This is a genomic window from Pseudovibrio sp. Ad5, assembly GCF_001623095.1.
Classification (GTDB): Bacteria; Pseudomonadota; Alphaproteobacteria; order Rhizobiales; family Stappiaceae; genus Pseudovibrio.
Map to the genome: position 1 here is coordinate 425,648 of NZ_LMCH01000066.1, position 25,978 is coordinate 451,625.

General features: G+C 52.4%; 20 protein-coding genes. 6 read left to right on the forward strand and 14 right to left on the reverse strand.

The features are described 5' to 3' along the window. Positions 1-3 precede the first annotated feature (3 nt). The 5 genes from PsAD5_RS27065 to PsAD5_RS27085 form a co-directional block, all read right to left on the reverse strand. Positions 4-1,008: an ABC transporter ATP-binding protein gene (locus PsAD5_RS27065; RefSeq protein ID WP_057463106.1), complete on the reverse strand. Its 1,005-nt coding sequence runs from the start codon at positions 1,006-1,008 to the stop codon at positions 4-6. Then, positions 1,005-1,991, reverse strand: coding sequence for an ABC transporter ATP-binding protein (locus PsAD5_RS27070; protein ID WP_063294332.1), 987 nt, complete (start codon positions 1,989-1,991; stop codon positions 1,005-1,007). Before PsAD5_RS27070 ends, PsAD5_RS27065 begins: the two co-directional genes overlap by 4 nt. A gap of 8 nt (positions 1,992-1,999) precedes the next feature. Further along, positions 2,000-2,920, reverse strand: a complete 921-nt coding sequence (locus tag PsAD5_RS27075; RefSeq protein ID WP_057463108.1) for an ABC transporter permease — start codon at positions 2,918-2,920, stop codon at positions 2,000-2,002. A gap of 10 nt (positions 2,921-2,930) precedes the next feature. Then, on the reverse strand, positions 2,931-3,908 hold the full coding sequence (locus PsAD5_RS27080) for an ABC transporter permease (RefSeq protein ID WP_057463109.1): 978 nt from the start codon (positions 3,906-3,908) through the stop codon (positions 2,931-2,933). A 115-nt stretch (positions 3,909-4,023) separates the two neighbouring features. After that, on the reverse strand, positions 4,024-5,607 hold the full coding sequence (locus PsAD5_RS27085) for an ABC transporter substrate-binding protein (protein ID WP_057463110.1): 1,584 nt from the start codon (positions 5,605-5,607) through the stop codon (positions 4,024-4,026). Between the two features lie 198 nt (positions 5,608-5,805). Between PsAD5_RS27085 and PsAD5_RS27090 the strand changes: the two genes are divergently transcribed. Both PsAD5_RS27090 and PsAD5_RS27095 read left to right on the forward strand, forming a co-directional pair. Beyond that, entirely contained in the window at positions 5,806-6,732 is a 927-nt protein-coding gene (locus PsAD5_RS27090; protein WP_057463111.1) for a LysR family transcriptional regulator, read from the forward strand. 48 nt (positions 6,733-6,780) lie between these two features. Beyond that, the gene (locus PsAD5_RS27095; protein WP_063294333.1) at positions 6,781-7,743 is read left to right on the forward strand and encodes a M14 family metallopeptidase; all 963 of its coding nucleotides are present in this window, start codon (positions 6,781-6,783) and stop codon (positions 7,741-7,743) included. A 41-nt stretch (positions 7,744-7,784) separates the two neighbouring features. Here PsAD5_RS27095 and PsAD5_RS27100 read toward each other — a convergent pair whose 3' ends face one another. The 5 genes from PsAD5_RS27100 to PsAD5_RS27120 form a co-directional block, all read right to left on the reverse strand. Next, positions 7,785-8,903, reverse strand: coding sequence for a M48 family metallopeptidase (locus PsAD5_RS27100; protein WP_063294334.1), 1,119 nt, complete (start codon positions 8,901-8,903; stop codon positions 7,785-7,787). A gap of 2 nt (positions 8,904-8,905) precedes the next feature. Further along, the gene (locus PsAD5_RS27105; RefSeq protein WP_063294335.1) at positions 8,906-10,054 is read right to left on the reverse strand and encodes a DUF898 family protein; all 1,149 of its coding nucleotides are present in this window, start codon (positions 10,052-10,054) and stop codon (positions 8,906-8,908) included. Positions 10,055-10,254: 200 nt separating this feature from the next. Then, the gene (gene choV / locus PsAD5_RS27110; RefSeq protein ID WP_063286303.1) at positions 10,255-11,298 is read right to left on the reverse strand and encodes a choline ABC transporter ATP-binding protein; all 1,044 of its coding nucleotides are present in this window, start codon (positions 11,296-11,298) and stop codon (positions 10,255-10,257) included. Further along, positions 11,295-12,143, reverse strand: a complete 849-nt coding sequence (gene choW / locus PsAD5_RS27115) for a choline ABC transporter permease subunit (RefSeq protein WP_057463116.1) — start codon at positions 12,141-12,143, stop codon at positions 11,295-11,297. The genes choV and choW overlap by 4 nt, the downstream gene beginning before the upstream one ends. Before the next feature lie 206 nt (positions 12,144-12,349). Continuing rightward, a complete protein-coding gene (locus PsAD5_RS27120; RefSeq protein ID WP_063286302.1) occupies positions 12,350-13,306 on the reverse strand; it encodes a choline ABC transporter substrate-binding protein in 957 nt (318 codons plus the stop codon). Between the two features lie 272 nt (positions 13,307-13,578). Between PsAD5_RS27120 and betI the strand changes: the two genes are divergently transcribed. Genes betI through betB form a run of 3 tightly spaced genes read left to right on the forward strand, consistent with a single transcriptional unit; the run spans position 13,579 to position 17,378 of the window. Then, complete coding sequence (betI, locus tag PsAD5_RS27125) at positions 13,579-14,181, forward strand: transcriptional regulator BetI (RefSeq protein WP_063286301.1); 603 nt, start codon at positions 13,579-13,581, stop codon at positions 14,179-14,181. Between the two features lie 35 nt (positions 14,182-14,216). Next, on the forward strand, positions 14,217-15,866 hold the full coding sequence (gene betA / locus PsAD5_RS27130) for a choline dehydrogenase (RefSeq protein WP_063294336.1): 1,650 nt from the start codon (positions 14,217-14,219) through the stop codon (positions 15,864-15,866). A 48-nt stretch (positions 15,867-15,914) separates the two neighbouring features. Continuing rightward, on the forward strand, positions 15,915-17,378 hold the full coding sequence (gene betB / locus PsAD5_RS27135) for a betaine-aldehyde dehydrogenase (protein WP_193778180.1): 1,464 nt from the start codon (positions 15,915-15,917) through the stop codon (positions 17,376-17,378). Positions 17,379-17,477: 99 nt separating this feature from the next. Here betB and PsAD5_RS27140 read toward each other — a convergent pair whose 3' ends face one another. The 3 genes from PsAD5_RS27140 to PsAD5_RS27150 all read right to left on the reverse strand — a co-directional run bounded on the left by PsAD5_RS27140 (position 17,478) and on the right by PsAD5_RS27150 (position 24,231). Further along, a complete protein-coding gene (locus tag PsAD5_RS27140; RefSeq protein WP_057463121.1) occupies positions 17,478-18,791 on the reverse strand; it encodes an HlyD family type I secretion periplasmic adaptor subunit in 1,314 nt (437 codons plus the stop codon). Further along, positions 18,791-20,545, reverse strand: coding sequence for a type I secretion system permease/ATPase (locus tag PsAD5_RS27145; RefSeq protein WP_063286299.1), 1,755 nt, complete (start codon positions 20,543-20,545; stop codon positions 18,791-18,793). The genes PsAD5_RS27140 and PsAD5_RS27145 overlap by 1 nt, the downstream gene beginning before the upstream one ends. Before the next feature lie 92 nt (positions 20,546-20,637). Continuing rightward, complete coding sequence (locus tag PsAD5_RS27150) at positions 20,638-24,231, reverse strand: hypothetical protein (protein WP_063294338.1); 3,594 nt, start codon at positions 24,229-24,231, stop codon at positions 20,638-20,640. A gap of 625 nt (positions 24,232-24,856) precedes the next feature. Here PsAD5_RS27150 and PsAD5_RS27155 point away from each other — a divergent pair. Then, positions 24,857-25,072, forward strand: a complete 216-nt coding sequence (locus tag PsAD5_RS27155; protein ID WP_057463122.1) for a hypothetical protein — start codon at positions 24,857-24,859, stop codon at positions 25,070-25,072. Between the two features lie 92 nt (positions 25,073-25,164). Here PsAD5_RS27155 and PsAD5_RS27160 read toward each other — a convergent pair whose 3' ends face one another. Next, entirely contained in the window at positions 25,165-25,977 is an 813-nt protein-coding gene (locus PsAD5_RS27160) for a heme ABC transporter ATP-binding protein (RefSeq protein WP_063294339.1), read from the reverse strand. Between the last annotated feature and the right edge of the window lies 1 nt (position 25,978).

A 25,978-nucleotide genomic window follows, 5' to 3' on the forward strand; every position in this document is an offset into this window, starting at 1 on the left:
TAACTAGGCATCATTAAGGTGACAGGCAGAGACATGGCCGGGAGCAATTTCCCTCAGGGTTGGCTGCTGCTCTGAGCATCGTTTGGTGGCAAATGGACAGCGCGGATGGAAATGACATCCGCCTGGTGGTGCAAGAGGTGACGGGATTTCGCCTTTGATCGGCTCATACACCTGTTTGCGGGCGTCAATGCGCGGGACTTCGCGCAGCAGGGCCTGCGTGTAGGGGTGGTTGGGCTTGGAGAAGAGTTCATCCGTTTTTGCAATCTCAACTACGCGGCCCAGATACATGATCACCACACGGTCCGAGAGGTGCTCCACTACGCCGAGATCATGACTGATGAACAGATAAGTGAGGCCGAGCTGTGCCCGCAAGTCCATGAAAAGGTTGATGACCTGCGCCTGAATGGACACATCCAGCGCTGCAATGGACTCATCACAGACAAGGAATTCCGGGTTTACGGCCAAGGCGCGGGCGATGCCGATGCGTTGACGCTGTCCGCCGGAGAACTGATGCGGGTAGCGGGTTTTGAAATCTGGATCTAAGCCGACGCGGAGAAGCATCTGGTCCACATAGTCGGAGAGCTCTGCCTTTGAGACAAGGCCATGGACACGCGGGGCTTCCCCGATGATCTCATTCACCCGTTTGCGTGGGTTGAGAGAGGACATGGGGTCCTGAAAGATCATCTGCACCTTCAGTTGGGCATTTTTGGCATCCGCACCGGAGAGCTGTTTGACGTTGTCTCCATGGAACTGAACGGTGCCGTTGCTGGCCTCATGGATGCCTGCCACGACGCGGCCCAGCGTGGATTTTCCGCAGCCGCTTTCGCCAACAAGACCAACCACTTCGCCCGGTGCAATGCTGAGCGAGACATCATCGACCGCGTGAACCACCTGCTCCTTAAGACTGGAACCGAAGAAACGAAGTGTTTTCTCAGCAAGGTCCAGCTTTTTGGTGAAGCGCTTGGAGACGCCTTGCAGCTCGATGACCGGAGTTTCCAGAAGCGTCATGCCATTTCCTCCTGCTTTACAGGATGGAAGCAACGGACTTGCCTTTCCTCTCCTAACTGCGTGATCTCTGGCGTGGCGACCAGACAATCACTCTGTTTTGCCGAGCAACGACTGGAAAAGGCGCAACCAGCGGGCAAGTTGAGCAAAGAGGGTGTCATGCCAGGGATCTGGTAGAGTTTGGCGCCGCGTTTGTTTCGGCTTGGGACAGATTCAATGAGGCCCTTGGTGTAGGGGTGCAGCGGTGCGTCCAGCACCTCATCAATGCTGCCCTGCTCTACAATCCGCCCAGCGTACATAACGGCAATCCTATCTGCCAAACCGCTGATGACGGCCAGATCATGCGTGACCCAGATGAGGGACATGCCGGTCTCGGAACACAACTTGCGGACCTCGTAGAGGATCTGTGCCTGAATGGTGACGTCCAGCGCCGTTGTTGGTTCATCGGCGATGATCAGATCTGGCTCGTGCAATAATGCGATGGCGATGGCCACACGCTGTCTCATGCCGCCTGAGAACTGGTGCGGGTAGGACGTGAGGCGTTCATCCGGTGAAGCGATGCCGACGCGGACGAACGCTTCACGGCAGCGTTCTCTGGCCGCTTGTTTGGATATGTCCTCGTGGGCCTGAATAGCCTCAATCATCTGCGTGTCGATGCGCAAGACGGGATTAAGGGTCATCATGGGGTCCTGAAAGATCATGGCGATCTTCTTGCCTCGCAGCTCGCGCCACTGTTTTTCGTCTTTTCTGGCCAGATCATCTCCATTGAGGAGGATCGAGCCACCAACCACCCTGCCCGGTTCGTCCACCAGACCGATCAGCGAGAAACCCGTCACGGTTTTGCCAGAGCCACTCTCACCAACGAGACCGAGGATTTCACCGGGTTTGACGGAGAAGCTGACATCATCAACGGCTTTGACAACACCTGCCTTGGTGAAGAAGTGGGTTTTGAGGTTTTTGACTGTGAGTGTGTTTGGCGTGTTCATTTTTGTCCTCACTTCCTCAGGCGCGGGTTGAGGACATCGCGCAACTGATCGCCCACCAGATTGATGGCAACCACGGTGACAAGCAGGGCTATGCCGGGGAAGATTGAAATCCAGTATTTGCCGCTAATCACGTACTCAAAGCCATTGGCAATGAGCAGGCCGAGAGATGGTTCTGTCTGTGGCAGACCAACACCGAGGAACGACAGGGTTGCTTCCAGCGCAATGGCGTGGGCGGTCTGAACCGTTCCAACCACAATGAGTGACGGCAGACAATTTGGCATGATGTGCAGGAAGAGCACGCGGGCATGACTAAGGCCAAGGCAAGTGACGGCTTCCACGTACTCCTTCCCACGTTCAACAAGGGCTGTTCCCCTCACCGTTCGGGCGTAGTAGGCCCATTGCGCGACAACGAGGGCGAGGATGATTTTGTCGACGCCTTTGCCCATCAATGCCAGCAACATCAAAGCAACCAGAGAGGCTGGGAAGGAAAGCTGCAGGTCTACGATACGCATGATGAAGGTTTCTGTACGGCCTCCAACATAAGCTGCGATCAGACCGACGGACATGCCGATGATGAGTGCGATGATGCCGCTGGTGACACCAACAGAGAGCGAAATGCGCAAGCCGTAGAGGATCGCAGAGAAGAGGTCACGCCCTGCCCCATCTGTGCCGAGCCAGAAGGTGTACCCGTCAAAGCTTTGCTCTCCTGGCTCCATGCGTGCATCCAGCACGCTGACTTGGGCTAGGTCATAAGGGTTTTGCGGGGTGATCCATGGGGCGAACAGTGCTGCCATAATGATCGTGAACAGTAGGAGCGCAGCGACGACGGCAACTTTGCTCTCAACAAACTCTGAGAGGAAGCGGCTCATGGGAGTATCGCCAGAGAAGAGCTGCTTTCGCGGTGGTTTGAGGCTTGTTTCTATGGTCATGAGATGCCCCTTAGTTCGCCGCATCCTGAAGCCGCACTCGCGGGTCCAAAATGGAGTAGAGGATGTCAACAATGAGGTTGATGACGACGAAGAGCACCACGATAATCATCAGATAGGCCACGATGATCGGGCGATCTAGCTGCTGAATGGCATCGATGAGCAGCTTACCCATGCCGGGCCATGCGAAGATGGTTTCTGTAACTACCGAAAAAGCAATGAGAGAGCCGAATTCCAAGCCAAGGACTGTAACCACGGGGATCATGATGTTCTTGAACAGGTGCACCATAACAATGCGGTTGGCAGAGAGACCTTTGGCGCGAGCGAATTTAATAAAATCCATATGCATCACTTCCCGCACCCCTGCCCGTGTCAAGCGGATCACCAGCGAGATTTTTAAGAGCGCGAGATTGAGTGCCGGTAGAACAATGTGAGACAAGCCATCTGCGGTGAGGAACGAGACCTGCATGCCGAGCACCGAGATGGTGTCTCCACGCCCTGTAGCGGGCACCCAGTCTAGCATCACGGCGAAGAGCATGATCATCATGATGCCAACCCAAAATGTGGGCAGTGAAAAGCCCAGAATTGAGCCGCTCATGATGAGGCGTGAGGAGATGGCGTTGGGGCGTAGACCCGCGTAAAGACCTAACGGAATGCCAATGACAACCGCCATGAGGAGCGCCATGAAGGCGAGTTCCAGCGTGGCAGGCATCCGCTCTACAATAAGCTTGAGCGCTGACTCACCAAAGATAAAGGAGGTGCCCAGATCTCCTTTGAAGGCGTTGCTGACGAAGACCGTATATTGCTGCCACACGGGCTTATCGAGGCCGAAGTCGCGGATGACGCGCTCAATCTCGGCCTGATCCGCATCCGGTGCGACCAGCATATCGATGGGGTCCCCCACCACATTCACGCCAAAGAACACAATGACGGACATAGCAATCATGACTATGCCACTTTGCATCAGGCGTCTGAGAACGAAGACAGACATGTCTTTAAATCTTTCGCAGGTAAAGCCAACCCATTGAAATAATTAAGGTGAGTGCTGGCCTTAGAAAAGAAAAAGACCGGCATAAGCGCTATGCCGGTCTTTTGTTTGCATGCGATTACTCAGCGGATACGCCCCAGGACAGGGTGTATTCATCCGTGCGAGGCAGGTACTCTAGGCCCTTGCGGGTCGCCCACGTATTCACCTGATAATGCAGCGGAATGATCGCCTGATCGTTGATGGCGATTTCAGTTGCTTTTGCGAGCAGATCCTGACGCTTTTCATCATCGACAGTTGCCAGAGCTTCTTCAATCATGGCGTCCACTTCAGCATTGGAGTAGCGGCCACGGTTGGAAGAGCCGAACCCCTGGCTCTTATCGTAGGTATGGATGAGAGAGCGGAGTGGTGAGGATGCTTCGCCAGAACCAGCGCCCCACCCCACGAGAACCATTGAGAACTCGGGCGTGTTGTTTGGACCACCACGAGATGCGCGCTTGAAGTAGACAGACCGCGGCATGGTCTCCACATCGGTTTTGATGCCAACGCGGTTAAGCATCTGTGCGATAGCTTCCACGATCTTGGCATCGTTGATGTAACGGTCATTCGGGCCGTGGATGCGCAGTTCGAAGCCATCACCAACACCGGCAGCTGCAAGCAATTCTTTCGCACCCTTTGCATCATACTCAACCGGCTTCAGGTTTTCGCTGACACCAAAGAAGCCATCTGGCAGAAGCTGACCTGCTTTGACGGCTACGCCTTCCATCACGCGTTCAACGATCAGATCACGACTGATGGCCTTGGAGATCGCCTCACGAACACGCTGGTCTTTCAGCGGGTTTTTGATCGCGCCGCCGCCCATGGCTTTCACGAATGGACTGTCGTCGCGGTCATGGTCCAGATGCAGATAGATGACGCGGTTGGATGGCCCCTGCCACAAGGAGACTTTGTCGTTGCTGCTTAGCACTTCAATGTCTGTTGTTGGGACGCCGTTGATCAGATCAACATCACCTGCCAACAAAGCAGCCACACGAGACGGGCCGGATTTGATTGGCTTGAAGGTTACCTTGTCCCATTTTGGCTTTGCACCCCAGTAATCAGGGTTTGCCTCCAAAACAATGCGATCACCCGGCACGTACTCAGCATATTTGTATGGGCCGGAGCCAACGGTTGCCTTGCCGGAGTTGTACATCTCGGTTGTCGCGTCCGTTCCGGCTTCTACAGAGATGATACTGACGGTTGAAATGTCATTAGGAACAAGCGGATAAGGCTTTTCAGTCACGATATGGACTGTGTAGTCATCAATCTTTTTGACCGTTTTGCCTTTGGTGTATGTGGCAAAGCTGGATGGTGAGTTTGGCACATTTGGTGCGCGCTCAAATGAGAACACCACGTCATCCGCATTAAACGGATTGCCATCATGGAACACGACGCCTTCACGCAGTTTCAGTTCCCATGTGGTGGCGTTAATTGGCTTCCAGCTGGTTGCGAGGCCAGGCTGTAGCTGCTGTTTTTCGTTTTGGTGAATAAGCCGGTCAAACATATGATAGGCAATCATATTGTTCGGACCCAGATTATGGTAGTGCGGGTCAATCGCGCTCGGCTCTGAAGACAAGCCGATTGTCAGGTCTTCAGCAGACGCTATTCCACCCATAAGCAACATGGCACTTGCTGTTCCAGCAAGCCATTTGTGCAGCTTAATCATTGCTGCTCCCCCCTCAAAATTTTCGTTCCCTCTGGCGATTAAAATTCATTCGCCCAGTAACAATGCCGCTGCTTCTTTATATGAGTGTGCTTCTGCCAAAACGGGCAAATCACCGGTAGAGCTTCGCGGTTGACTTAAACCGTAGTATGTGTTTTCAACATTGTCATTCAAAATTTTATAATCAAAACGCATAGAACTATGTCAGATACCCCTACACGCCCCCGTCTCAGCCTGCGAGAGTTTGAAGTTTTACGCGCTGTTATCAGCGTTCGCAAAACAACTGCCGCTGCTGCTCGCCTCGGTATTTCGCAGCCAGCAGTGAGCCGCGCGATCAAGCATCTGGAGGAACGTCTCGGTAAAACACTGTTTAATCGGGAGAGCGGTCGGCTTGTGCCAACCTCTGATGCTTTGGCGCTGAATGAGAAGCTTGAGGCTGTTTTTGAGATGTTGGCGGGGATTGAGAACGAGACCTTCGTTTCTCAGCACAGCAGCAAGCCGCTGCGCCTTGCTGCGCCGCCAACAATCTCACACCGCTTTTTGCTGGGCGTGATGGCTGCTTTCATCAAGGCTTATCCGGGGCAGAAGGTTGAGTTGGAGATTGGTACATCCTCGGATGTTCGCAATCATGTGGCTGAAGGGCATGCCGATTTGGGGATTACCGACGGGTTATCCAAACACGCTGGATTAACCCTGGAACCGCTGCGCTCTGCCATTGCACATGCGGTTTTGCATCGGGATCATCCCCTTGCCAGCAAAGCATTTATTGAGCCTGAGGACTTCGATGGGCAAGATTTTGTCGCCCTCACACGAAGGTTTCCTGTGCGAGCGATTTTGGAGCGCATGTTTGCGGAACGGGGAATTCGGCCTAATATTGTTGCCGAATCTTCTACCGCCGTCTCCGTGAGTGAGCTGGTGCATGCAGGTGTTGGTGTCAGCGTCCTCAACCCGTTTCCTGTGGCGCGAAACCATCCAGAAACGCTGGTTTTTCTGCCGTTTAAGCCGCGCATCTCCTACCTCAACGCCTTTATACTGCCCGCAACGACACCAAGCACGCCAATCGCCAGAAAATTCATTGAGTTCACGCGCGCCTTTGAGATTGAGGACCCATATTCAACACCAGCCTAGATATGGTTGTTTGGCTGGTGTGACCTATACTTTTCAAGGACCATTGCCATGATTATTGAAAGTACAGCTTACCCTATCGAAATCGATTTCCCTGATATCCTGCCCTACAAAGTCGGCAATACCGGAGTGGACTGGATCACCACATTTGATTCCGGCACTGCTGGCCCGCATGTGATGATTTCTGCGCTGGTGCATGGCAATGAGCCGTGTGGCGCTGTTGCTTTGGACTGGCTGTTTAAGCAGGAAGTTCGCCCTGTCCACGGCAAGCTGAGCTTCGCTTTTATGAATGTGGCGGCTTACAACTCGTTTGACCGGAATGACCCAACTGCTTCGCGTTATCTGGATCAGGATTTCAACCGCGTTTGGCAAAATTGCTCGCTGAATGGCCCAGAAGTGACGCGCGAGCTGGAACGAGCACGCGAAGTGCGTCCTGTTGTCGATACCGTAGATTACCTGCTGGACTTGCATAGCATGCAGCACAAGAATCCGCCGCTTATGCTTGCTGGCGATCAGGAGAAAGGCCGTGCGTTAGCCAAGCAAGTGGCTGATCCTGAGTGGATTATCTGCGATTCCGGCCATGAGGAAGGCAAGCGGCTGCGTGATTATGATGGGTTTGGCGAGCCGGCCAGTCCAAAGGCCGCTCTTTTGCTGGAAGCCGGGCAACATTGGGAAGCTGCGGCTGGGCCGCGGGCGATTGCAGCGTCTATCCGGTTCCTGCGCGCAACAGAATGTGTGCCTGCTGATTTTGGTGAGGCGTTTCTTGCAGAACAGCCGCCACTGGTTCCGCAAAAGACGATAGAAATCGTGGTACCTGTTACGGTTCAGCATGAAAATTTCCGTTTCAGCGATGATTACCTTGGGATGGAGGTCATTGCCGAGAAAGGAACTGTGATTGCGATGGATGGAGGCGCGCCTGTCACAACACCGCATGACAACTGCGTGCTGATTATGCCAAGTCGCCGGTTACTGGTTGGGAAGACTGCCGTGCGCCTTGGGAAGCTGTTGAATTAAGAGTGCTTTGGGGCTGGGAATCTGGTTCCCAGCCACGCAATTTAAGCGCTTAACTCTGCGGTTTCAGAGCAGATATTCTTCAAGCTTTCCCATTGCCATTCACTGAGAACGGGCGTTTTCTTTGCCTCTGGGTCGGCAAGCTCATTCAGCGTATCCACGCGCTCTTGTGTTGGCGGATGGCTGGAGAGGAAGCCCAGAGCCTGTGTGAGAGCATTGGCTTCACTGTGCTCTGCTGCGATCTTTTCAAGGAAGCTCGCGAGCCCGGTGGAATCTACGCCTGCATTTTCCAGCATCTGAACAGCGAAAAGGTCGGCTTCACGCTCCATGTCTCTGGAGTAAGAGCTGTCGAGCATAGACTCCCCAACACTGGCGACGATGCTGCCGCCGGTGAAGTCTCCGATGAACATGGAAAAGACAATACCCGTGCCCGCCACGTTGATGAGCTGCTGCATGGAGTGACGGTGTTTGACATGGCCAAGCTCATGCGCCAGCACGGCGGCCAGTTCGTCAGGACTGTCAACCACTTCCAACGTTTTGGAGAGAATGGTGATCCTGCCGCCGGGAAGGGCGAAAGCGTTGGGTATTTTACTTTCAACCACTGTCATCACCGGGTCAAACGGCAAGTCCATGCCCTTTGTGAGGCGCTTTGCCATCTGCTCCAAGGCAGCCTGACCCGTTGAGGCCTTACAGATTTTCTCTTCACTCAAAGCCGGGATCAGTGTTTCTTCAAGGCTCTTGCCAAGTTCCGCTTCCCAGGACTTCGGCACGTTGTGAACCGCGTATTTGGAGAACGCAGGTAAAAAGTAAATCAGCGCAAGTGCAATCAGGGCAATGGATGCCAAGCTGCCAAACACGATTTTTTTTGTGTTTTCGCGCTTTGGAAGGCCCGCTACCAAACGAATTTTGCGCTCAACGGATTGCGCGGTCTCTGTATTCGTAATTTTGACGTAAGCAGTGCTTGTCGGCTTGTTCAGCTCTACCACCATGGCGGTTTGAGATGTCCAATCACAGAGCAGCTTTGCCGCGGACCAGCGCGCATATTCCTGATTGCCTGCCAGATCTGTCAGGACCATCTCATCATAGTCAAACCAGATCTGACAGTTGCGTACAGCTGCAGACGTGCCATCAAAGAACTCAGCGTTTCCAAGCAGTAACTTCATGGTCAGATAACTTCAAACCCTGCATCAAGCGTATCAGCAAGCCCCATGCCAACTGCATTTTCCAGATCGCCCCCCGCAATTGCATCTTGTACGCTGTGTGCATTGATCACCACAGTACTGCTCATTTTCCACTCAAACATCATGACTTGCAAAACCATCATGTTAGCAAACAGCAGAACGCCATAATAAAGGGCAAAAACTGGCAGGGCAGCAAGACTGAACAAGCCGCTCTCCGGCTCTATTTGGACCCCAATAGTTAAGGCTAGCAAGGTGCCGATTGCTCCAACAATAGCAACACCAACCCCAACAATCACAGCATGAATGATGTAGGCGCCATAGAACTTGGAGGCCCCGATATGGCTCTCAAAGCTAGCATCGCCAATCTTTGTGGAGTTGACTTGCAGACGGAAGATATCAGCCGCGATGTAAGGCCACGTGAAAAATGTGAGCATAGGAGCAATTATTGCAGCCGCAAATACAGATGGGCCAATCAGCGCAATTGGAATGAACAAGACAACAGCCAGCGCATAAGCTGGCAACAACGCATCAAAGTAATTTTTTGGAGTTGCAGAATAGCTAAACTGCTGATTTCCAAAATAACTGGCTTCTGCCAGCATTCTGTCCAGCTTTGCCATACGCCATGGTAGAGCAATGCCCAGAGTAATGACTGACAGGATAGTCCAGAAAAGCCAAACGCCCACATAACGCCAAGCAGAGCCTTGCATGTGGAAGCGAATGCCGCGCCAGCTTGTGCGAGTCAGCAGGTATCTGCGGCGGCGGAACAAGGCGTAGGGTGTGAGCAGAAAACCGACTACAAACATAATGGCAAAGCCAATGATTGTTGCAATCAGGCCCATAAACTGAAGGCCGAAACCAAGCGCATAGAATGGTATTAGGATCGCCAGAGCAATCAGAAAACCAATAAAGAGTTCTTTACCCGTGCCATGGTAGCGAAGATGATCGCCTTCCAAATGGGTCGCAGACCAGAGAGATCTGCGCAGGCCTGTCATTGCCCAGAAACGGTAGATACCCAGCGTGATAACCGTCAGGGTGACCCACTTCATAACCCGCGCGAAGAACGAACCACCAGAAAAGAGAATATAACTCCGCTTTGGTGAGCCCGGATTTTCCTGAGCAACTTCAATAGTCATGGCACGATCCAAATTTTTTAAATAAAAACGTCTTTCTCTGTAATTCCACTCGTCAAATTATGCAAACATCCGAGGGTTGAGTGAGCACTATTCTTCTAAAGCAACTCTTAGGTCGTGAATGCCTGAGGATTTCTTAGGTTAACGAAAACAGGCGCACCTTTGCAGATGCGCCTGTGTAGAATCGATGAATGTTCTGCGTCCTAAACGAAGCAGTCCATGATTTCCTGTTCGCGAATGATACCGACCGGGCGGTCTCCGCGATAAACTGCGATTGGACCAGCGCTGTGGCGTTTCATCTCAATCACTTCGCGGATCATCTGCTTTGCTGTGCACTTTGGCATCTCTTCAACGCTCACGATCACATCAGCACTCATCTGCGAGAGATCAGTCATGATGTCTTCAGCGTGCAGAACGTTGAGTGGGTTCATGTGCGCGACAAAGGACTCAACGTACTCATCCGCTGGTTTCTTCACGATTTCCTGCGGAGTGCCGATCTGCACCACATGACCACCTTCCATGATGGCGATGCGGTTGCCGATTTTGGCGGCCTCATCAAGATCATGGCTCACGAACACGATGGTTCTGTGTAGTCTTTCCTGCAGCTCCAGCAACTCATCCTGCAAACGGCTGCGAATGAGAGGATCGAGCGCAGAGAACGGCTCATCCATCAGCAAGATTGGAGCATCTGTTGCAAAGGCGCGCGCCAGACCAACACGCTGCTGCATGCCGCCGGAAAGCTCATGCACGTATTTGTCGCCCCAGCCGCCAAGACCAACAAGTTCCAACTGTTCTTCGACACGTTCCAGACGCTGGGTCTTAGGAATGCCAGATAGTTCCAGACCGAAGCCAACATTGTCTCGCACGGTGCGCCAAGGCAGCAGGCCGAACTGCTGGAATACCATGGCAACACGTTCGCGGCGCAGTTTGCGCAGGCGCGAGGTAGAGCAGGTGGTTGGGTTGACCTGCTCGCCATCGTCAGCAACGAGCACTTCGCCGCGGCAAACCTTGTTCAGGCCGTTGATGGCGCGGAGCAGGGTGGACTTACCAGAACCGGACAGGCCCATGAGAACGAGAAGTTCGCCCTGCTGGATGTCGAAGGTCGCGTTGGCAACCCCAACCAGCTGGCCGGTTTGATCCTGAATTTCAGCGCGGCTTTTGCCGGCATCAATTAAGGGCAGGGCAGCGTCGGGCTGATCGCCGAAAACAATGGAAAGGTTTTTGAAGGAAACAACAGGATTGGTCATTTTTTGCTGCCCTTTTCTTCTGAGCTTTTGAAGAAACGGTCAAGCACAATAGCAATCAGCACGATTGCAATACCAACCTCAAATCCTTTAGCGATGTTCACTGTGTTCAACGCACGAAGTGTTGGAACACCAAGGCCATCCGCACCAACAAGGGCGGCGATCACAACCATGGACAGTGACAACATGATGGTTTGCGTCAGGCCAGCCATGATGTTTGGCAGCGCATATGGCAGCTCAATCTTAAAGAGCTTCTGCCAATAGGTCGCGCCAAAAGCTTCACCAGCTTCCAGCAGATGTTGCGGCGTGGAGGCAACACCAATCTGGGTTAGGCGAATGGATGCGGGCAGGGCGAAGACGACAGTTGAAATCAGACCTGGAACGACACCCAGTCCGAACAGGATCAGGGCGGGGATCAGGTAGACAAACGTTGGAATTGTCTGCATCAAATCCAGCACAGGCCGTACCCATGAGAAGAACTTAGGGTGATGCGCGGAGTAAACGCCGACAGGAATACCAATCAACATACAGATAAAGGTGGAGCTGAGGATCAGCGCCAGCGTTTCTGTGGTTTCATCCCAATAGCCCTGATTGATGATGAGCAGCAGGCTCACCGCAACAAACGCTGAAAAGACGAAGGATCTTCTGACCACAAAGGCCAAAGCTGTGGCAATGACCACAATGCCGAGCGGGTGAGGGGCTTGTAGAACCCATAGTACACTGTCGATGAGCCATTCGATTGCAACGGAAATCGCATCGAAAAAGCCACTTGCATTGTCGGTGAGCCAGTCAACTCCCCACTTGGCCCATTTGCCGATGGGTAGTTTGTGCTCTGTTAGCCACTCCACGGGAAACCTCAGATTTTGTTATTGTGTGTCAACGCGTTAACGTCATTTCATTTGTAGGGCAGGATACAAAATTATTGGTACCGACAAGCAGCTTGCCCCAGTGCGCAATGGTTATTCCAGGTGCCGGAGTGTTCTGGAATAATGCGCTAAGAGGCGGACTGCGAGTGTATCGCATCCGCCTCTCAATTCATGCTCGGTAATGACCCTTAGAGGCCGAATGCAGTCTTTGCAGCAGCAAGACCGTCTTTACCGTCAAAAGTAGTTACGCCAGCAAGCCATTTATCAAGAGCCTCAGGGTTCTTCTTGATCCATGCTTTTGCTGCGTCTGTTGGCTCTTCACCGTCGTTCAGAATACCGTTCATGATCTCGTTCTCCATCTGCAGGGAGAAGGTGAGGTTCTGAAGGAATTTGCCCATGTTCGCACACTCAGCAGAGTAACCTGCGCGGGTGTTGGTCAGAACGTCAGCGCCACCGAAGTTTGGACCGAAGAACTCGTCACCACCGGTGAGGTACTCCAGCTCAAAATTGGAGTTCATTGGGTGCGGAGCCCAACCGAGGAAGACGATGTCCTGGTTCTTGCGAGTTTTACGCGCGACCTGGGACAGCATGCCAGCTTCAGATGATTCGACGAGGTCGATTTTGTTGAGGCCGAACGCGTTTTTCTCGATCATATCGAGGATCAGACGGTTACCATCGTTGCCTGCTTCAATGCCGTAGATCTCGCCATCAAGGTCTCCAGAGAATTTTGCGATGTCCGCAAAGTCCTTCAAACCCTTGTCATAGGTATACTTAGGAACAGCCAAAGTATACTTGGCGCCAGTCAGGTTGGTTTGAACAGTATCAACGGTGCCAGCTTCGCGATATTTCGCAATATCAGCTTCCATTGTCGGCATCCAGTTGCCAAGGAATACATCAATATCGTTGTTTGCGAGAGACGCATAAGTGACTGGAACGGAAAGTACTTTTACGTCTGTTTCGTAACCGAGCGCGTCCAGCACAGACGTTGCTGTGGCGGTGGTTGCGGTGATGTCTGTCCAGCCCACGTCAGAGAAGCGTACGGTTTTACAGGCTTCCGCTTCTGCGGCGAGAGCTGACCCAGTGATTAGTAATAGTACTGAAGCAGAAGTAGAAAGTTTCTTTATCAGGCCACTAGCAACACTCATGTAAATCTCCCCAATTTCGATATTTATTTAATAGAGCCGTAGAATTGTGCAGAAAACATGTCCTAAACACTACCTAGACGACAATTAAATTTTCAAATTCCTTCGTTCACTAAAGCTAATAAACACCCGATGGACTAAAGGCAACCTCTCCGTCAGATATTAATTACGATAAATCTGAGTGCAATACTTTTCAAAAGCTCCGAAATGTTCTAAGAACTATTTTTATTGATTGAACGTTCAATAAAAATAATCTTGGAGTGAGTTCGGCACAAATGCCTAAGGTCGGAATGGAAGAGGAACGCAAAACCTCGATAATTATGGCAACGATCAAAGCGATCCATGAAAAGGGGTACGCAGCGACAACAATGGCAGATATTGCCAAGAATGCCGGCGTTTCGACGGGCCTGCCACATCACTACTTTGGCTCGAAGGCAGCTGTCTTCAACGCGACCATAAGCTTTTTGCTGACGGACTTGAGCAAGCAATCCCGCAAGCGCTTGCTGAAGACGAAAACCCCTATGGAGCGGATCGATGCGATCATCCATACCAACTTCAGCGATGAGCAGTTTCAGCCCTCCGTTATCTCGGCGTGGTTTGCGTTTTATGTGGTGGCACGAACGGAACCGGGAACACGCCGGTTGCTTCAGATCTACCACCGACGGCTGATCTCGAACCTCACTGCGGAATACCACCGCGTCACAGATCGAGAGACGGCGATTACAGCGGCAGAAGGTACAGCTGCGATGATTGACGGGCTCTGGCTGCAATGCGTGCTAACGACAAACCGACCTGACGGGTCACCGGCAACAATGCTGGTTCAGGACTACGTGAAGAAATGTTTCGACAGCTTTGAAACGACAGAAACTACACAATAATAACTGGAATACGGCTTCAAGCCCAAGAGAATACAATGACTGCAGATTTCATTATTGTAGGCGCCGGCTCTGCTGGATGCGCCCTGGCAAACCGTCTTTCGGAAGATCCCCAAAACAAGGTGGTTTTGCTGGAGTTTGGTGGTACGGATATCGGTCCGTTTATCCAGATGCCCGCTGCCTTGTCCTATCCCATGAACATGTCCCGCTACGATTGGGGCTATGAGAGTGCGCCTGAGCCGCATCTGGATGGGCGTAAGCTTGCTTTGCCACGTGGTAAGGTGATTGGCGGCTCTTCCTCCATCAACGGTATGGTCTATGTGCGCGGCAATGCCTGCGACTTTGACAGCTGGGAGGAAATGGGGGCGAAAGGCTGGGGTTACCAGAACGTTTTGCCTTACTTCCAGCGCCTTGAGAATACCGAGATCGACGGAGACTGGCGCGGAAAGTCCGGCCCGCTCTACGTCTCTCGCGGTACACGCTGGAGCCCGCTTTACGATGCCTTTGTGCAGGCTGGTGAAGAGGCTGGTTACGCCAAAACTGACGACTACAACGGTTATCGTCAGGAAGGCTTTGGCGATATGGAGATGACGGTGCACAATGGCCGTCGCTGGTCCGCCTCCAATGCCTACCTCTGGCCCATCAAAGGCCGCGAAAATCTGGAGATTATCTCTGGTGCGCACGTTAATCGTATTCTCATGGAAGGCAAACGTGCTGTTGGCGTTGAGTATGTACGTGGCGGGCAAGTACATCAGGTCAAATGCTCCCGCGAAGTTGTCGTTTCTGCGTCTTCCATCAACTCTCCAAAGCTTCTGATGCATTCCGGCATTGGTGATGCAGCTGCTCTGTCAGCTCTGGGCATTGATGTGATTGCAGATCGCAAGGGTGTTGGTGCGAACCTTCAGGATCATCTGGAACTCTATATTCAGCAGGCGTGTACTCAGCCGATTACGCTCTACAAGCACTGGAATCTGCTCTCTAAAGGCGTGATCGGAGCTCAGTGGCAGCTGGCAAAATCTGGCCTGGGCACCACCAACCACTTTGAGACCTGCGGTTTTATTCGCTCCAAAGCGGGCGTGATGTACCCTGACATTCAGTTCCACTTCTTGCCGTTTGCGGTTCGTTATGACGGGCAGGCGGCTGCTGAAGGCCATGGCTATCAGGTTCATGTTGGCCCGATGCGCTCCAAGTCTCGCGGTGCGGTGACGCTGCAATCTGCGGACCCAATGGACAAGCCGAACGTGCTGTTCAACTACATGAGCCACGAAGACGATTGGGAAGATTTCCGCCAGTGCATTCGCCTGACACGTGAGCTTTTTGCTCAGCAGGCGTTTGATCCGTTCCGCGGCAAGGAAATTCAACCAGGCAAAGACGTTGAAAGCGACGATCAACTGAATGCTTTCATCAAAGAACATGTCGAGAGCGCGTTCCATCCGTGTGGCACCTGTAAGATGGGTGACGCGAATGACGAAAGTGCTGTGGTTAACAACGAATGTCGTGTGATTGGTGTTGACGGTTTGCGCGTTGCGGATAGCTCCATCTTCCCGCAGATTACGAACGGAAACCTCAATGCACCTTCCATCATGGTTGGTGAGAAGGCTGCAGACCATATTCTCGGAAAAGGTATGCTTCCTGCCAGTGATAAGCAGGCGTGGGTACACCCGAACTGGCAGAACGAACAACGGTAAGTGTTGGATTAAGAAATGACGAAAACAGATAACCTGACAAATGCATCCCTGCGTGCGCAGCCTGGTGGCTCTCACTTTATTGGCGGCACTTACGTTGAAGATACGATGGGTGAGGAGATCCTCAGCCTTTATCCAGCAACACAGGAAGTGATTGCGCGGGTTCACTCCGCAACGCCGGCAATCATCACCAAAGCTGTTGCATCCGCACGGACTGGCTTTGCGATCTGGCGTTCCATGGCACCTGCTGAGCGCTCACGCGTTCTGCGTAAGGCTGCTGACCTGATGCGCGAGCGCAACCGTGAACTTTCCGAGCTGGAAACGCTTGATACGGGTAAGCCGCTGCAGGAAACTCTGGTGGCTGATGCTGCTTCTGGTGCTGAAGCACTGGAATATTTTGCAAGCGTTGCGGCTACCTCTAACGGCGAACACATCGATCTGGGTGGCTCTTATGCCTTGACCAAGCGCGAGCCACTGGGCATTTGCCTTGGCATTGGCGCCTGGAACTACCCAATCCAGATTGCTGCATGGAAAGCTGCTCCGGCGCTGGCTGCTGGTAATGCGATGATCTTCAAACCATCTGAAGTGACTTGCCTGTCTGCGCTGAAGCTTGCAGAGATCTTCCGTGAAGCTGGCTTGCCGGATGGTGTATTCAACGTGGTGCAGGCAAACCGTGACGCGGCAGCTTCTCTGGTATCCCATCCTGAAATTGCCAAGGTTTCCCTGACGGGTTCCGTGCCAACCGGTATGAAGGTTGCTGAAAAGGCAGCTTCTCAGCTGAAGCACATGAGCCTTGAGCTAGGTGGCAAATCTCCGGTGGTGGTATTTGAAGACAGTGACATCGACAATGCCGTTGCTGCAGCGATGAACGCTAACTTCTATTCCACCGGTCAGATCTGCTCCAACGGCACACGCGTGTTCGTGCACTCTTCCATCAAGGATGAGTTCCTGAAGCGTCTGAAAGAGCGGACCGAGAAGATCCTTATTGGTGATCCGCTGAATGAAGACACACAGCTTGGCCCGCTCGTCTCCAAAGCTCAGCTTGAGAAAGTGATGGACTACATCGCGATTGGTCAGAGCGAAGGTGCGGTTCTCTATGCTGGTGGTGGACGTCCGCAGGTGGCTGGCCTTGGTCGTGGACTGTTTGTTGAGCCAACCATCTTCACTGAGGTCAAAGACGACATGCGCATTGCTTGCGAAGAGATCTTTGGTCCTGTGATGTGTGTGCTGGACTTTGATGATGAAGCTGATGTGATCCGCCGCGCCAACAACACCGAGTTTGGTTTGGCTGCTGCTGTGTTCACCAAAGACATTCAGCGTGCTTACCGTGTGATTGATCAGTTGGAAGCTGGCACTTGCTGGATCAACAACTACAACCTGACCCCGGTCGAGATGCCATTTGGTGGCTTCAAGAACTCCGGTATTGGACGTGAGAATGGTCAGTGGGCGCTGGATCAGTACTCTCAGGTCAAGAGCATCTATGTAGAGATGGGTGATGTTGAGGCTGGCTGGTAAGCAGCCTCAACCATCATTTTGAATGAGCAGAGTAGGGGCTTTTGTTCGCGTATCTTTATCCGAAAACCGGTTTCCACTTTTCGGCGATACACGGCGTCCCTACTCACGCATTGCGTGGGCGATCTGATCAACCATTGGCTTCATGATGTATGAGATCACCGTGCGGTTTTCTGTTTGAATGAACGCCTCGACCGGCATACCCGGCACCAGATTTTTACCACCCAGCTTGTCCAGCTGATCTTCTGAGATTGTCAGCTCAGCCATATAGAAGCTGAGACCGGTTTTGGGGTCTTCCAAAAGATCAGGTGAGATCGTCTTCACCTGAGCTGTCAGCTCGGGTGTTGTGCGTTGATCAAAGCTTGGCAGGCGGATCGTTGCTTCCTGATTGGGCGTCAACTGATCCACATCGATTGGCTGCACCTGCGCTTCAATCACCAGAACGTCTTCACGTGGCACAACTTGCATCAACACCTCACCGGGAGCGATAACACCGCCGATGGTGTGAATGGTCAGGTCGTGCACTGTGCCAGACTGAGGTGATTTGATTTCCATGCGCATCAGCTGGTCCTGTGCAGCGATCTTCTTTTCTTCAAGCTGGGCAACCTCTGCGCGGACTTGCTGAAGCTGTTCCAGTGTCTTTGTCAGCACATCTTCTTCGATCTGCATGATCTGAATATTGCGTTCCGCGATGGCTTCTTCTGTCTTAGCGACCTGAGCTATGAAGTCCCCATATTCACCCTGAAGCTTGGTTTTTTCGCGCTTGAGGGCTGTGACACGGGACTCTGTGACCAGTCTTTTGGCCAGCAACTTGTTGAGGTCTTCCAACTCGCCATCGATCAGGCTGATCTCGATTTCTTTGGCATCTCTTTGTTGAGACAGTCCATCAATTTGCTTTCTATACTGCTGAATCTGAGCACGCATCTGGTCCTGTCGGCCACGCAGGTTTTTGGTCTTCGCGACCATCATCCGGCGTTGCCCTTCCTGAATGGTGTTCAGGACCTGTGAATGTGCATCATCTGTGGCTCGTGTTGAGAAGAGTATTTCTTCTTCTCCATCACGTTCTGCGATCAAACGGGCTTCCTGCGAGTAAAGATTGTCGAGCTGTTTGGTCACGACAGCAAGGTTGGCGCGGGTCACCGTGTCATCAAGGCGGAGCAGGGTGTCTCCCGCATCAACGGTATCCCCATCAGTCACCATGATGGAGCGGACAATGCCGCCTTCCATGTGCTGCACATTCTTGGTGTTGGTTTCAACGACGATGGTACCGGGCGCGATGATCGCGCCGCGGATTTCCATCAGGCCGCCCCAGAGACCTACGCCTCCAACAAGGATAACCACCAGAAGGCCAGCGCAGATCAGATGGAATCTAATGCTACCCTTGATCTGCTTGTCACTTTCAGAATGATTATACATTATGCTGCTCCTCGTTTGGCAGGAGCTTTAATTGCTGCTTTTTGCGGGACTTGCTGAGTTTGAACCGGGGTTACAAGTTGCTTCATAACCTCATCTCGCGGACCAAAGGCAGCTTGTCGGCCATCATTGAGCACAAGCACCTTATTAACCGCCGCAATCGCACTTGGGCGGTGGGCAATGACAATGACGATCTTACCTCGGCCCCGCATCAGTTTGATCGCATGGGTCAGACAGGCTTCACCTTCAGAATCCAGGTTGGAGTTAGGCTCATCCAGAACGATGAGGAAAGGCTCACCATACATGGCACGGGCGAGGGCGATGCGCTGACGTTGGCCGCCAGATAAGGCATAACCACCACTACCGATAATCGTGTTGTAACCATCCGGCAGGCCCGTGATGAACTCATGGATACTGGCAATTTTCGCAGCTTCGATGACATCATCAGGGTTTACGTCTTCCTTGAACCGGGAAATATTCTCCGCAACCGTGCCATCAAACAATTGAATGTCCTGCGGCAAGAAGCCCACAAATTCACCGATACGCTCCGACGTCCATTGATCCAGCTCTGAGCCATCAAACCGGATTGACCCTGTCAGCGCATTGGTGATGCCGACAATCGAGCGAGACAAGGTTGATTTGCCAGAACCGGACTTGCCAATAACGCCAAGACCTTCGCCAGCCGCAAGACTAAACGAGATGCCTTGCACGATTGGTTGACGGATACCAACCGGACCGCATGCCACACTGTCCAGATCAACTTTCTGATGCGGAAGGGGCAACTCCATCACGTTGTTGGTGTCATCTTTATTTTCGACGACCTTGCGCAAACGGGCGAGGCCTTGTCGTGCAGCCAGAAAGCCTTTCCATTGGGAAACGGCTTGCTCAACAGGAGCCAAGGCACGGGAAGACATGATTGAAGAGGCGATCATGACACCAGAGGTGACCTCCTGCTGAATAACCAGCCATGCGCCCATGCCAAGCATGGCGGACTGCAAGATGAAGCGGAAGGTTTTGACGGCTGTTGAGAAAAAGGCAGCTCGGTCACCCGCTTTTCGCTGCTTGACCAAGTAGGCATCATTGCCCTTGTGCCATCTGTTCTTCATCGTTTCCATCATGCCCATTGCCTGAATGACTTCAGCATTGGAACGACTGGCTTCAACGATAGCAGAGCGGCGGTTTGTTTCGGCAGCAGCCTCGCTTGAAGGTCTGCGGGAGGTTAGTTCATTCACTCCAACGAGCGCACAGATGATCAAAGCGCCACCGATTGCCATCATGCCAAGATAGGGATGGAAGAGGTACACGATACCGAAATAAAGTGGCATCCACGGCAAGTCGAAGATGGCAGCAGGGCCTGGGCCTGAAAGGAAACTGCGCACCTGATCCAAATCCTGAACCGGGCGCATCTTTGCGCCTTTGGGGCCGAGAATAAGCGGTAGGCTCGTTGAGATTTCGTAGGAAACACCAGAGAGCTGGGCATCTACACGTTGCCCAAGACGGGACAAAACACGACTGCGAAGTGTTTCCAGAATTCCATAGAAAAGGAAAAGGACGCCAACAAGGGTTGCTAAAACGACAAGCGTTGGGACCGACCCACTCGCCAGCACGCGGTCATAGACCTGCAGCATAAAGAGTGGTCCTGTCAGCATCAAAATATTCAACAGCATGCTGACGCCACCAATTCCAACCAGTGCGGACCTTAGAGATCTGAATGCACTGGTGATTACAGATTCTTTCTGTCGTTGGCTGCCGGGCATAAGCTTTTCTCTCAATTGCTTCGGGAATTAAAGCAAGAAACCCCCTCCCGGTATTGACCGGGAGGGAGCAGTTCTTTTCGTTAGCTCATCGATCAGATCAAGTTATCGTCCTGATTGACCGAATGCATCTGATCTACAACACCGCCTTCTTCAGTTACGATGGTGTTGAAGTCGTCAGCTTCGAAGTTCTCCGCAGAGAGGTCTTCTACGCTGATGCCGTTCAAGGTGTAGGTGTGACCACCGTTATCCAGAACCTCGATCACAACACTGTTGTTCTCTTCCGTGATCTGAACCTGTGATGCATTCAGATTACCGAAATCAATGGTGTCGGTAGCAGGGTCGAAGTTTGTGATGACTTCTTCTGATGCCCAATCCCAATTGATCTGAACGGTATCGCCTCCGATTGCTCCGTTGCCATTGGCCGCAGCTGCAAGAGCTGGTTCAGGAGCATTCTGAGCTTCACGAGGTCCAGTTTCCTGTTCAGCTTCCTGAGCAGAAGCGGCAACCGCATCATCATCTCTGTCATTGGAAGCAGCTGCTTCCTGTGCAGTGGTTGATGCTTCAGGAGCCTCTGGAATGTAGGTAGAGTCTACACTTTCAGCTTCGGACTGAGTTCCCACATCTGCCAGATTTTCAGCATTTGACAGGAAGTCATCAATCTTAGCCTGAGCAGCTGCATCATTTGCGATGATGCTGTTTGCTGTCAGATCAGCTACGACAATGCCAACCAGCAGAAGTGACCGACCACCGTTACCCGGCAGAGTGAACAACACACCATTGTCGGTCTGTTCCACTTCGAACTGGCCGCCGCCAATCCAACCGATGTTCACGGTATCCTGTTCCGGATTGAAGTTTGCGACTTCTTCCTGCTTGCCCCACTGCCAATCCAGTGTGAACTCACGAGGTGAACCATCGCCCGGATCAACTGGGTCAACCGGATCCACTGGATCTACAGGATCGACCGGGTCAGGATCTGGGGTTGGGTCTGGGTCCGGAGTTGGATCTGGATCCGGAGTTGGGTCGACAGGTGGCTGTGAACCTTCACCGCTGAGCAGATCAAGGATTTCCTGCAATGTAGATGGATCTTTGATGTCGAAGTTATCGGCATTCAGATCCTCAAGGAACACACCTTCCAGCAGGAGGGTTTGTCCACCATTTGAAGGCAGGGAGATCACGAGACCGTCTTCAGATTCTGTAAAGCTAATCTGGTCTGCACTGATCCAACCAATGCTAATCTTATGTTCCGCTGGGTTGAAGTCGGTGATAACGCTGTTTTCACCCCAAGCCCATGTGAACACGACCACTCCATCACCAGGAACCTGACCTGGAGTGCCTGTACCCGGATCAACTGGGTCAACCGGATCGACTGGATCAACCGGGTCAACTGGGTCCGGATCTGGATCAGTTGGGTCGACTGGGTCAACCGGATCAGTTGGTCCGAAGTCACCCGGTCTGGTCTGGTGGCCATCCGTTGTGTCGCCAGCTGGCGCTTCCGGAGTCAACAGGCCTTCACGGCTAACGAGGGTTACGTCACCCTGATCAAAGCCGAATGGAACTTCAAGGTTATCTTCCATAACCTGATCGAAGTGGAATTCCAGCTGACCTGGAACCAGATCATCAAGAGAAATGCCTTCGAACAGGAAGCTCTGACCACTTGGCAGAGTAGAGATCAACAGGCCGTCATCGGTTTCTTCAACGCTCAGACGCTCACGTGTACCGTAGTACAGGAAGCTGATCTTCATGGATGATGGGTCAAAGTCAGAGATAACTTCGTGTACGCCGTACTCATGAGACCGGATGTAGACTGTGTCGTCTTCGCGAGGGCCCACGCCTTGTTCCCAAGAGACCACGCCACCAAGATCTTGACGGAGGTGTTCATTACCGACCACTCCGAAGTCTGAGATGTCGACATCCTGGAAGGTGACGCCCTGCACGATTTGTGCAGAAGAGCTCCACGGGCTGTCGAGAACAATTTCACCGGCAGGAGACTTGGTCACGATGAGGCCGTGAACAGATGTTCCGCCGAAGTCCAGCTCGTCCCGATCAGGGTCAAAGCCAACGATATCATCTGCGTTTACGTCAGCGCGGAACTTGGAACCACCTTCATCGGTCGTGCCGGTGACTGTTGGTGGGTTTGAACCGTCGTTGTCGTAAACAAGCTCGTATCCGCCGCCCTGACTTGGGTCTGGTACTTCAACGGTCTCACCAATGGCAGAGACAACTTCGTTGAACGCAGACTGGTCTGCGACAGAGAAGTTTGCCAAAGACAGATCGGAGAGTGTCACACCCTGGAAGATGGTGGTGGACATGATGTTACCGAACTGATCAGTGATCACAATGCGGACTGTTTGTCCGAGTGCGTCGCCGCTTTCCTCGAAGATTTCAAACTGTTCGCCAGTCACACCTTCCAGAATATGGATCATGTCAGAGGATGGATCGAAGTCTGCGATGACCTGAGACTCACTGTCCAGACCGAGCATATACATGTCGCCAGTATGGCCACCATGCCCATCATCGCCATCGCCTGGATGACCATGACCATCGTCACCATCACCTGGATCAACCGGGTCGACAGGATCTACCGGTTCAACGGGATCAACCGGATCCGCAGGGTCTACCGGATCAACAGGATCGGTTGGTTCTTCAGGCTGAGTGTTTCCGCCAACAAGGTCTCTGATCAATTCAGCTGCTGATGCATCCTGAATGGAGAAGTTTGCCAGTGTCAGGTCAGCAAGTGCAACGCCGGCCAGGAGCAGCGTCTGCCCGCCATTGGACGGAATAGAGAAGAGCACACCGTCTGGTGTTTCGGTTACTTCAAGCTGGTCAGCACTGATCCAGTCAACGAAGATCACGCCATCTTCTGTATCGAAGTCGTTGACGACTTCCTGTTCACCATAGGACCATGTGACGACCACATCGGCATCTTCTTTTGGAACACCAACGCCTGGCAGAGTGCCGTTCAGGCCTTCTTCACCAGTCAGACGATCCTGGAAGTAGTCGATTGCTTCATCAACAGTTGGGCTTTCAAAGCCGCCAAACTGCTCAACATACTGCAGAATAGAGGTACCGTATTCATCCTGAGAAACGTTGCCGCCCTGCAGGAGAGCAAGTGTACCGTATGCGCCACGCAAGTGGGCAGCAGCCAAAATACCCGTCAGTGTGAGGGTTACGCTGACATCCTGACCGTTCTGCTCGTAGGTGAAATCCTGTCCAATAAAGTCGTCCAGTGACTGGCCGCTGTTGGACAATCCGTTTTCGATAATCTGGAGATTGAAGCCAAATGCTTCCTGAATGGCAACTTCCTGTGCTTCAGGAGTCATAAACTCTTCTAGTGAGTCGACGCCGTTTTTACCGGTCCAGGTGCCATCCCAAGTGTTAGTGGATGCGCCGTTGCCGTAAAAGACATCATCATCATAGTAGCCCAGATCGATAAGCAGAGCTTCACCGAACTGGTAGCCGACGAACCCAAGTGAGTTGGTGGAGCGATAAGACATCGCACTCCATTGGTCGTCGTTCAGATCCCCCCAACTGTCATACTCTGGAAAGAAGTCTTGCACCGGACCGCCTGCCCATTCAGTGAGCTGCCAATCCTGAATTCTGCCGTCGTTGTATCTTTCGCGATCCCAACCGGATTCGAAAGCCCGCAATGCGTCACGGAATTCGTCATATGTGCCACGATAGTCCATTGTATTCCCTCAGTTTTTATTGAGAGGTCCCAGACAACTCCGAAATTAAAGGAGCAAGCCGAATTGCTAAGGTCCGGAAGGCTCACCGAGCCGCTCTCGTTAAAAACGAACGCTGATGCGATCTGACTGCAATTTTGATCTTTGCGTTTCCAACAGCGCATTGTTTGCAGTGCATCTGATCGCTTCCGCGTTCGACGAGGCTGATTTTTCTGGAAATTGGGGCCAAATTTCGAAAGAAAAATGGAGTATTTATTACAGACGAATTTAAAAAAATCTCTGCGATTCAATGTTTTACATCACAGAATACCGTTTTTAGAATCTGATGATTCTGTTTTCTCTCAGTATTTCCGCGGCTTAACGATTCTATTGATTTAGAAAGATCTTTGGTATTTTATTGGCGTTTAAGGTGCCTTATTTGCCTTATTTGGCTTGTATTACTTTAGGATATGTACCTACACATTCTTGTGAATTATGCGGATATCACAGGTGCTGAACGCACTATCAGGCTTCCGACTCAAAGTGCCTAAGCAATCCCTAAAATTCTACCCGCATACATTGCTGATTTTAGTGACCGGCATTTGCCCCCAAAATAAGAATGGTGACTAGTTCATTCTGGGAGGAAGCTATGGCCACGATCGCTATCAGCATGGCTTTGGCTCTGTGCTTTACGTCCATTGCTCTTTTGTTTCTTGCCGTGAAAAACAGGTGGTCTGCCCGCTATAGGGTTCTCAGGCGCAAAGCACCGATCAAAGGGGAGTTTTCCCTCCACCCGCTTAATCTCATTCGTGAAGAAGAAGAGAAGATCGAGAAAGAGCGCCTTAAGCGGCGGGACGATCTTTAAGGGCGCTTGCTCTGTTTTTGTATAGTCAGAACAGCAAACGGCCTGGGTTGCCCATCCAGGAACGCAGGCCGCAAAGCGTGATTATGCTGTACTTAGGACGGACGTAGCTCTGACCAGGATTTGCCGAGGTTCCGGCCCTTTGCCAGATGACCCCACTTGGTTTCCAGCATGCGGTCATCAAGATGGTAGACCGAGCGGAGTAGGTCGGTTGTTACAACATCCTGCGGCGTGCCGTGCGCAACCAGATTGCCGTGGTCCAGCACAAAGATCTTGTCGGCATAGACGCAGGCCAGATCGATATCATGAAGGACTGCGATAACACCGCCACCTTCATTCGCGTATTTGCGGCCTGTCTCCAGTACGTCGATCTGGTGCTTTAGATCCAAACTCGCGGTCGGTTCATCCAGAAACAGATAGTTGGCACGGCTATTTTGTCTTGGTTCCCAAACCTGACAAAGCACACGGGCCAAATGAACACGCTGTTTTTCGCCGCCAGACAGTTCCTGATAGTACCTATTCAGGTAGGACGTGAGACCGACACGATCCAGAGCTTCCAGAACACGCGGGCGTAGTTGCTTTGCGCTTAGGCCGTGACTGCCGGAGACCAGACCCAGCATAACAACCTCTTCAACAGAGAACGGAAAGGACAGCTGCGAGCTTTGAGGCAACACCGCCCGGCGGCTTGCAAGCTCGACTGCGGGGACTGACCAGATAGACGTTCCATCCAGCATTACGTCGCCTTCCGATGGCGACAAATCACCCGTCAGGCATTTGAGAAGCGTCGACTTACCGGCGCCATTGGGGCCGATGATTACCGTCAGTTCTCCCGGACAACTGCGGAAGTAGATGTCTCGGAGAAGTTTTTTTGTGCCAATGCTTACCGTGATGTTTATTGCCTCAAGCATC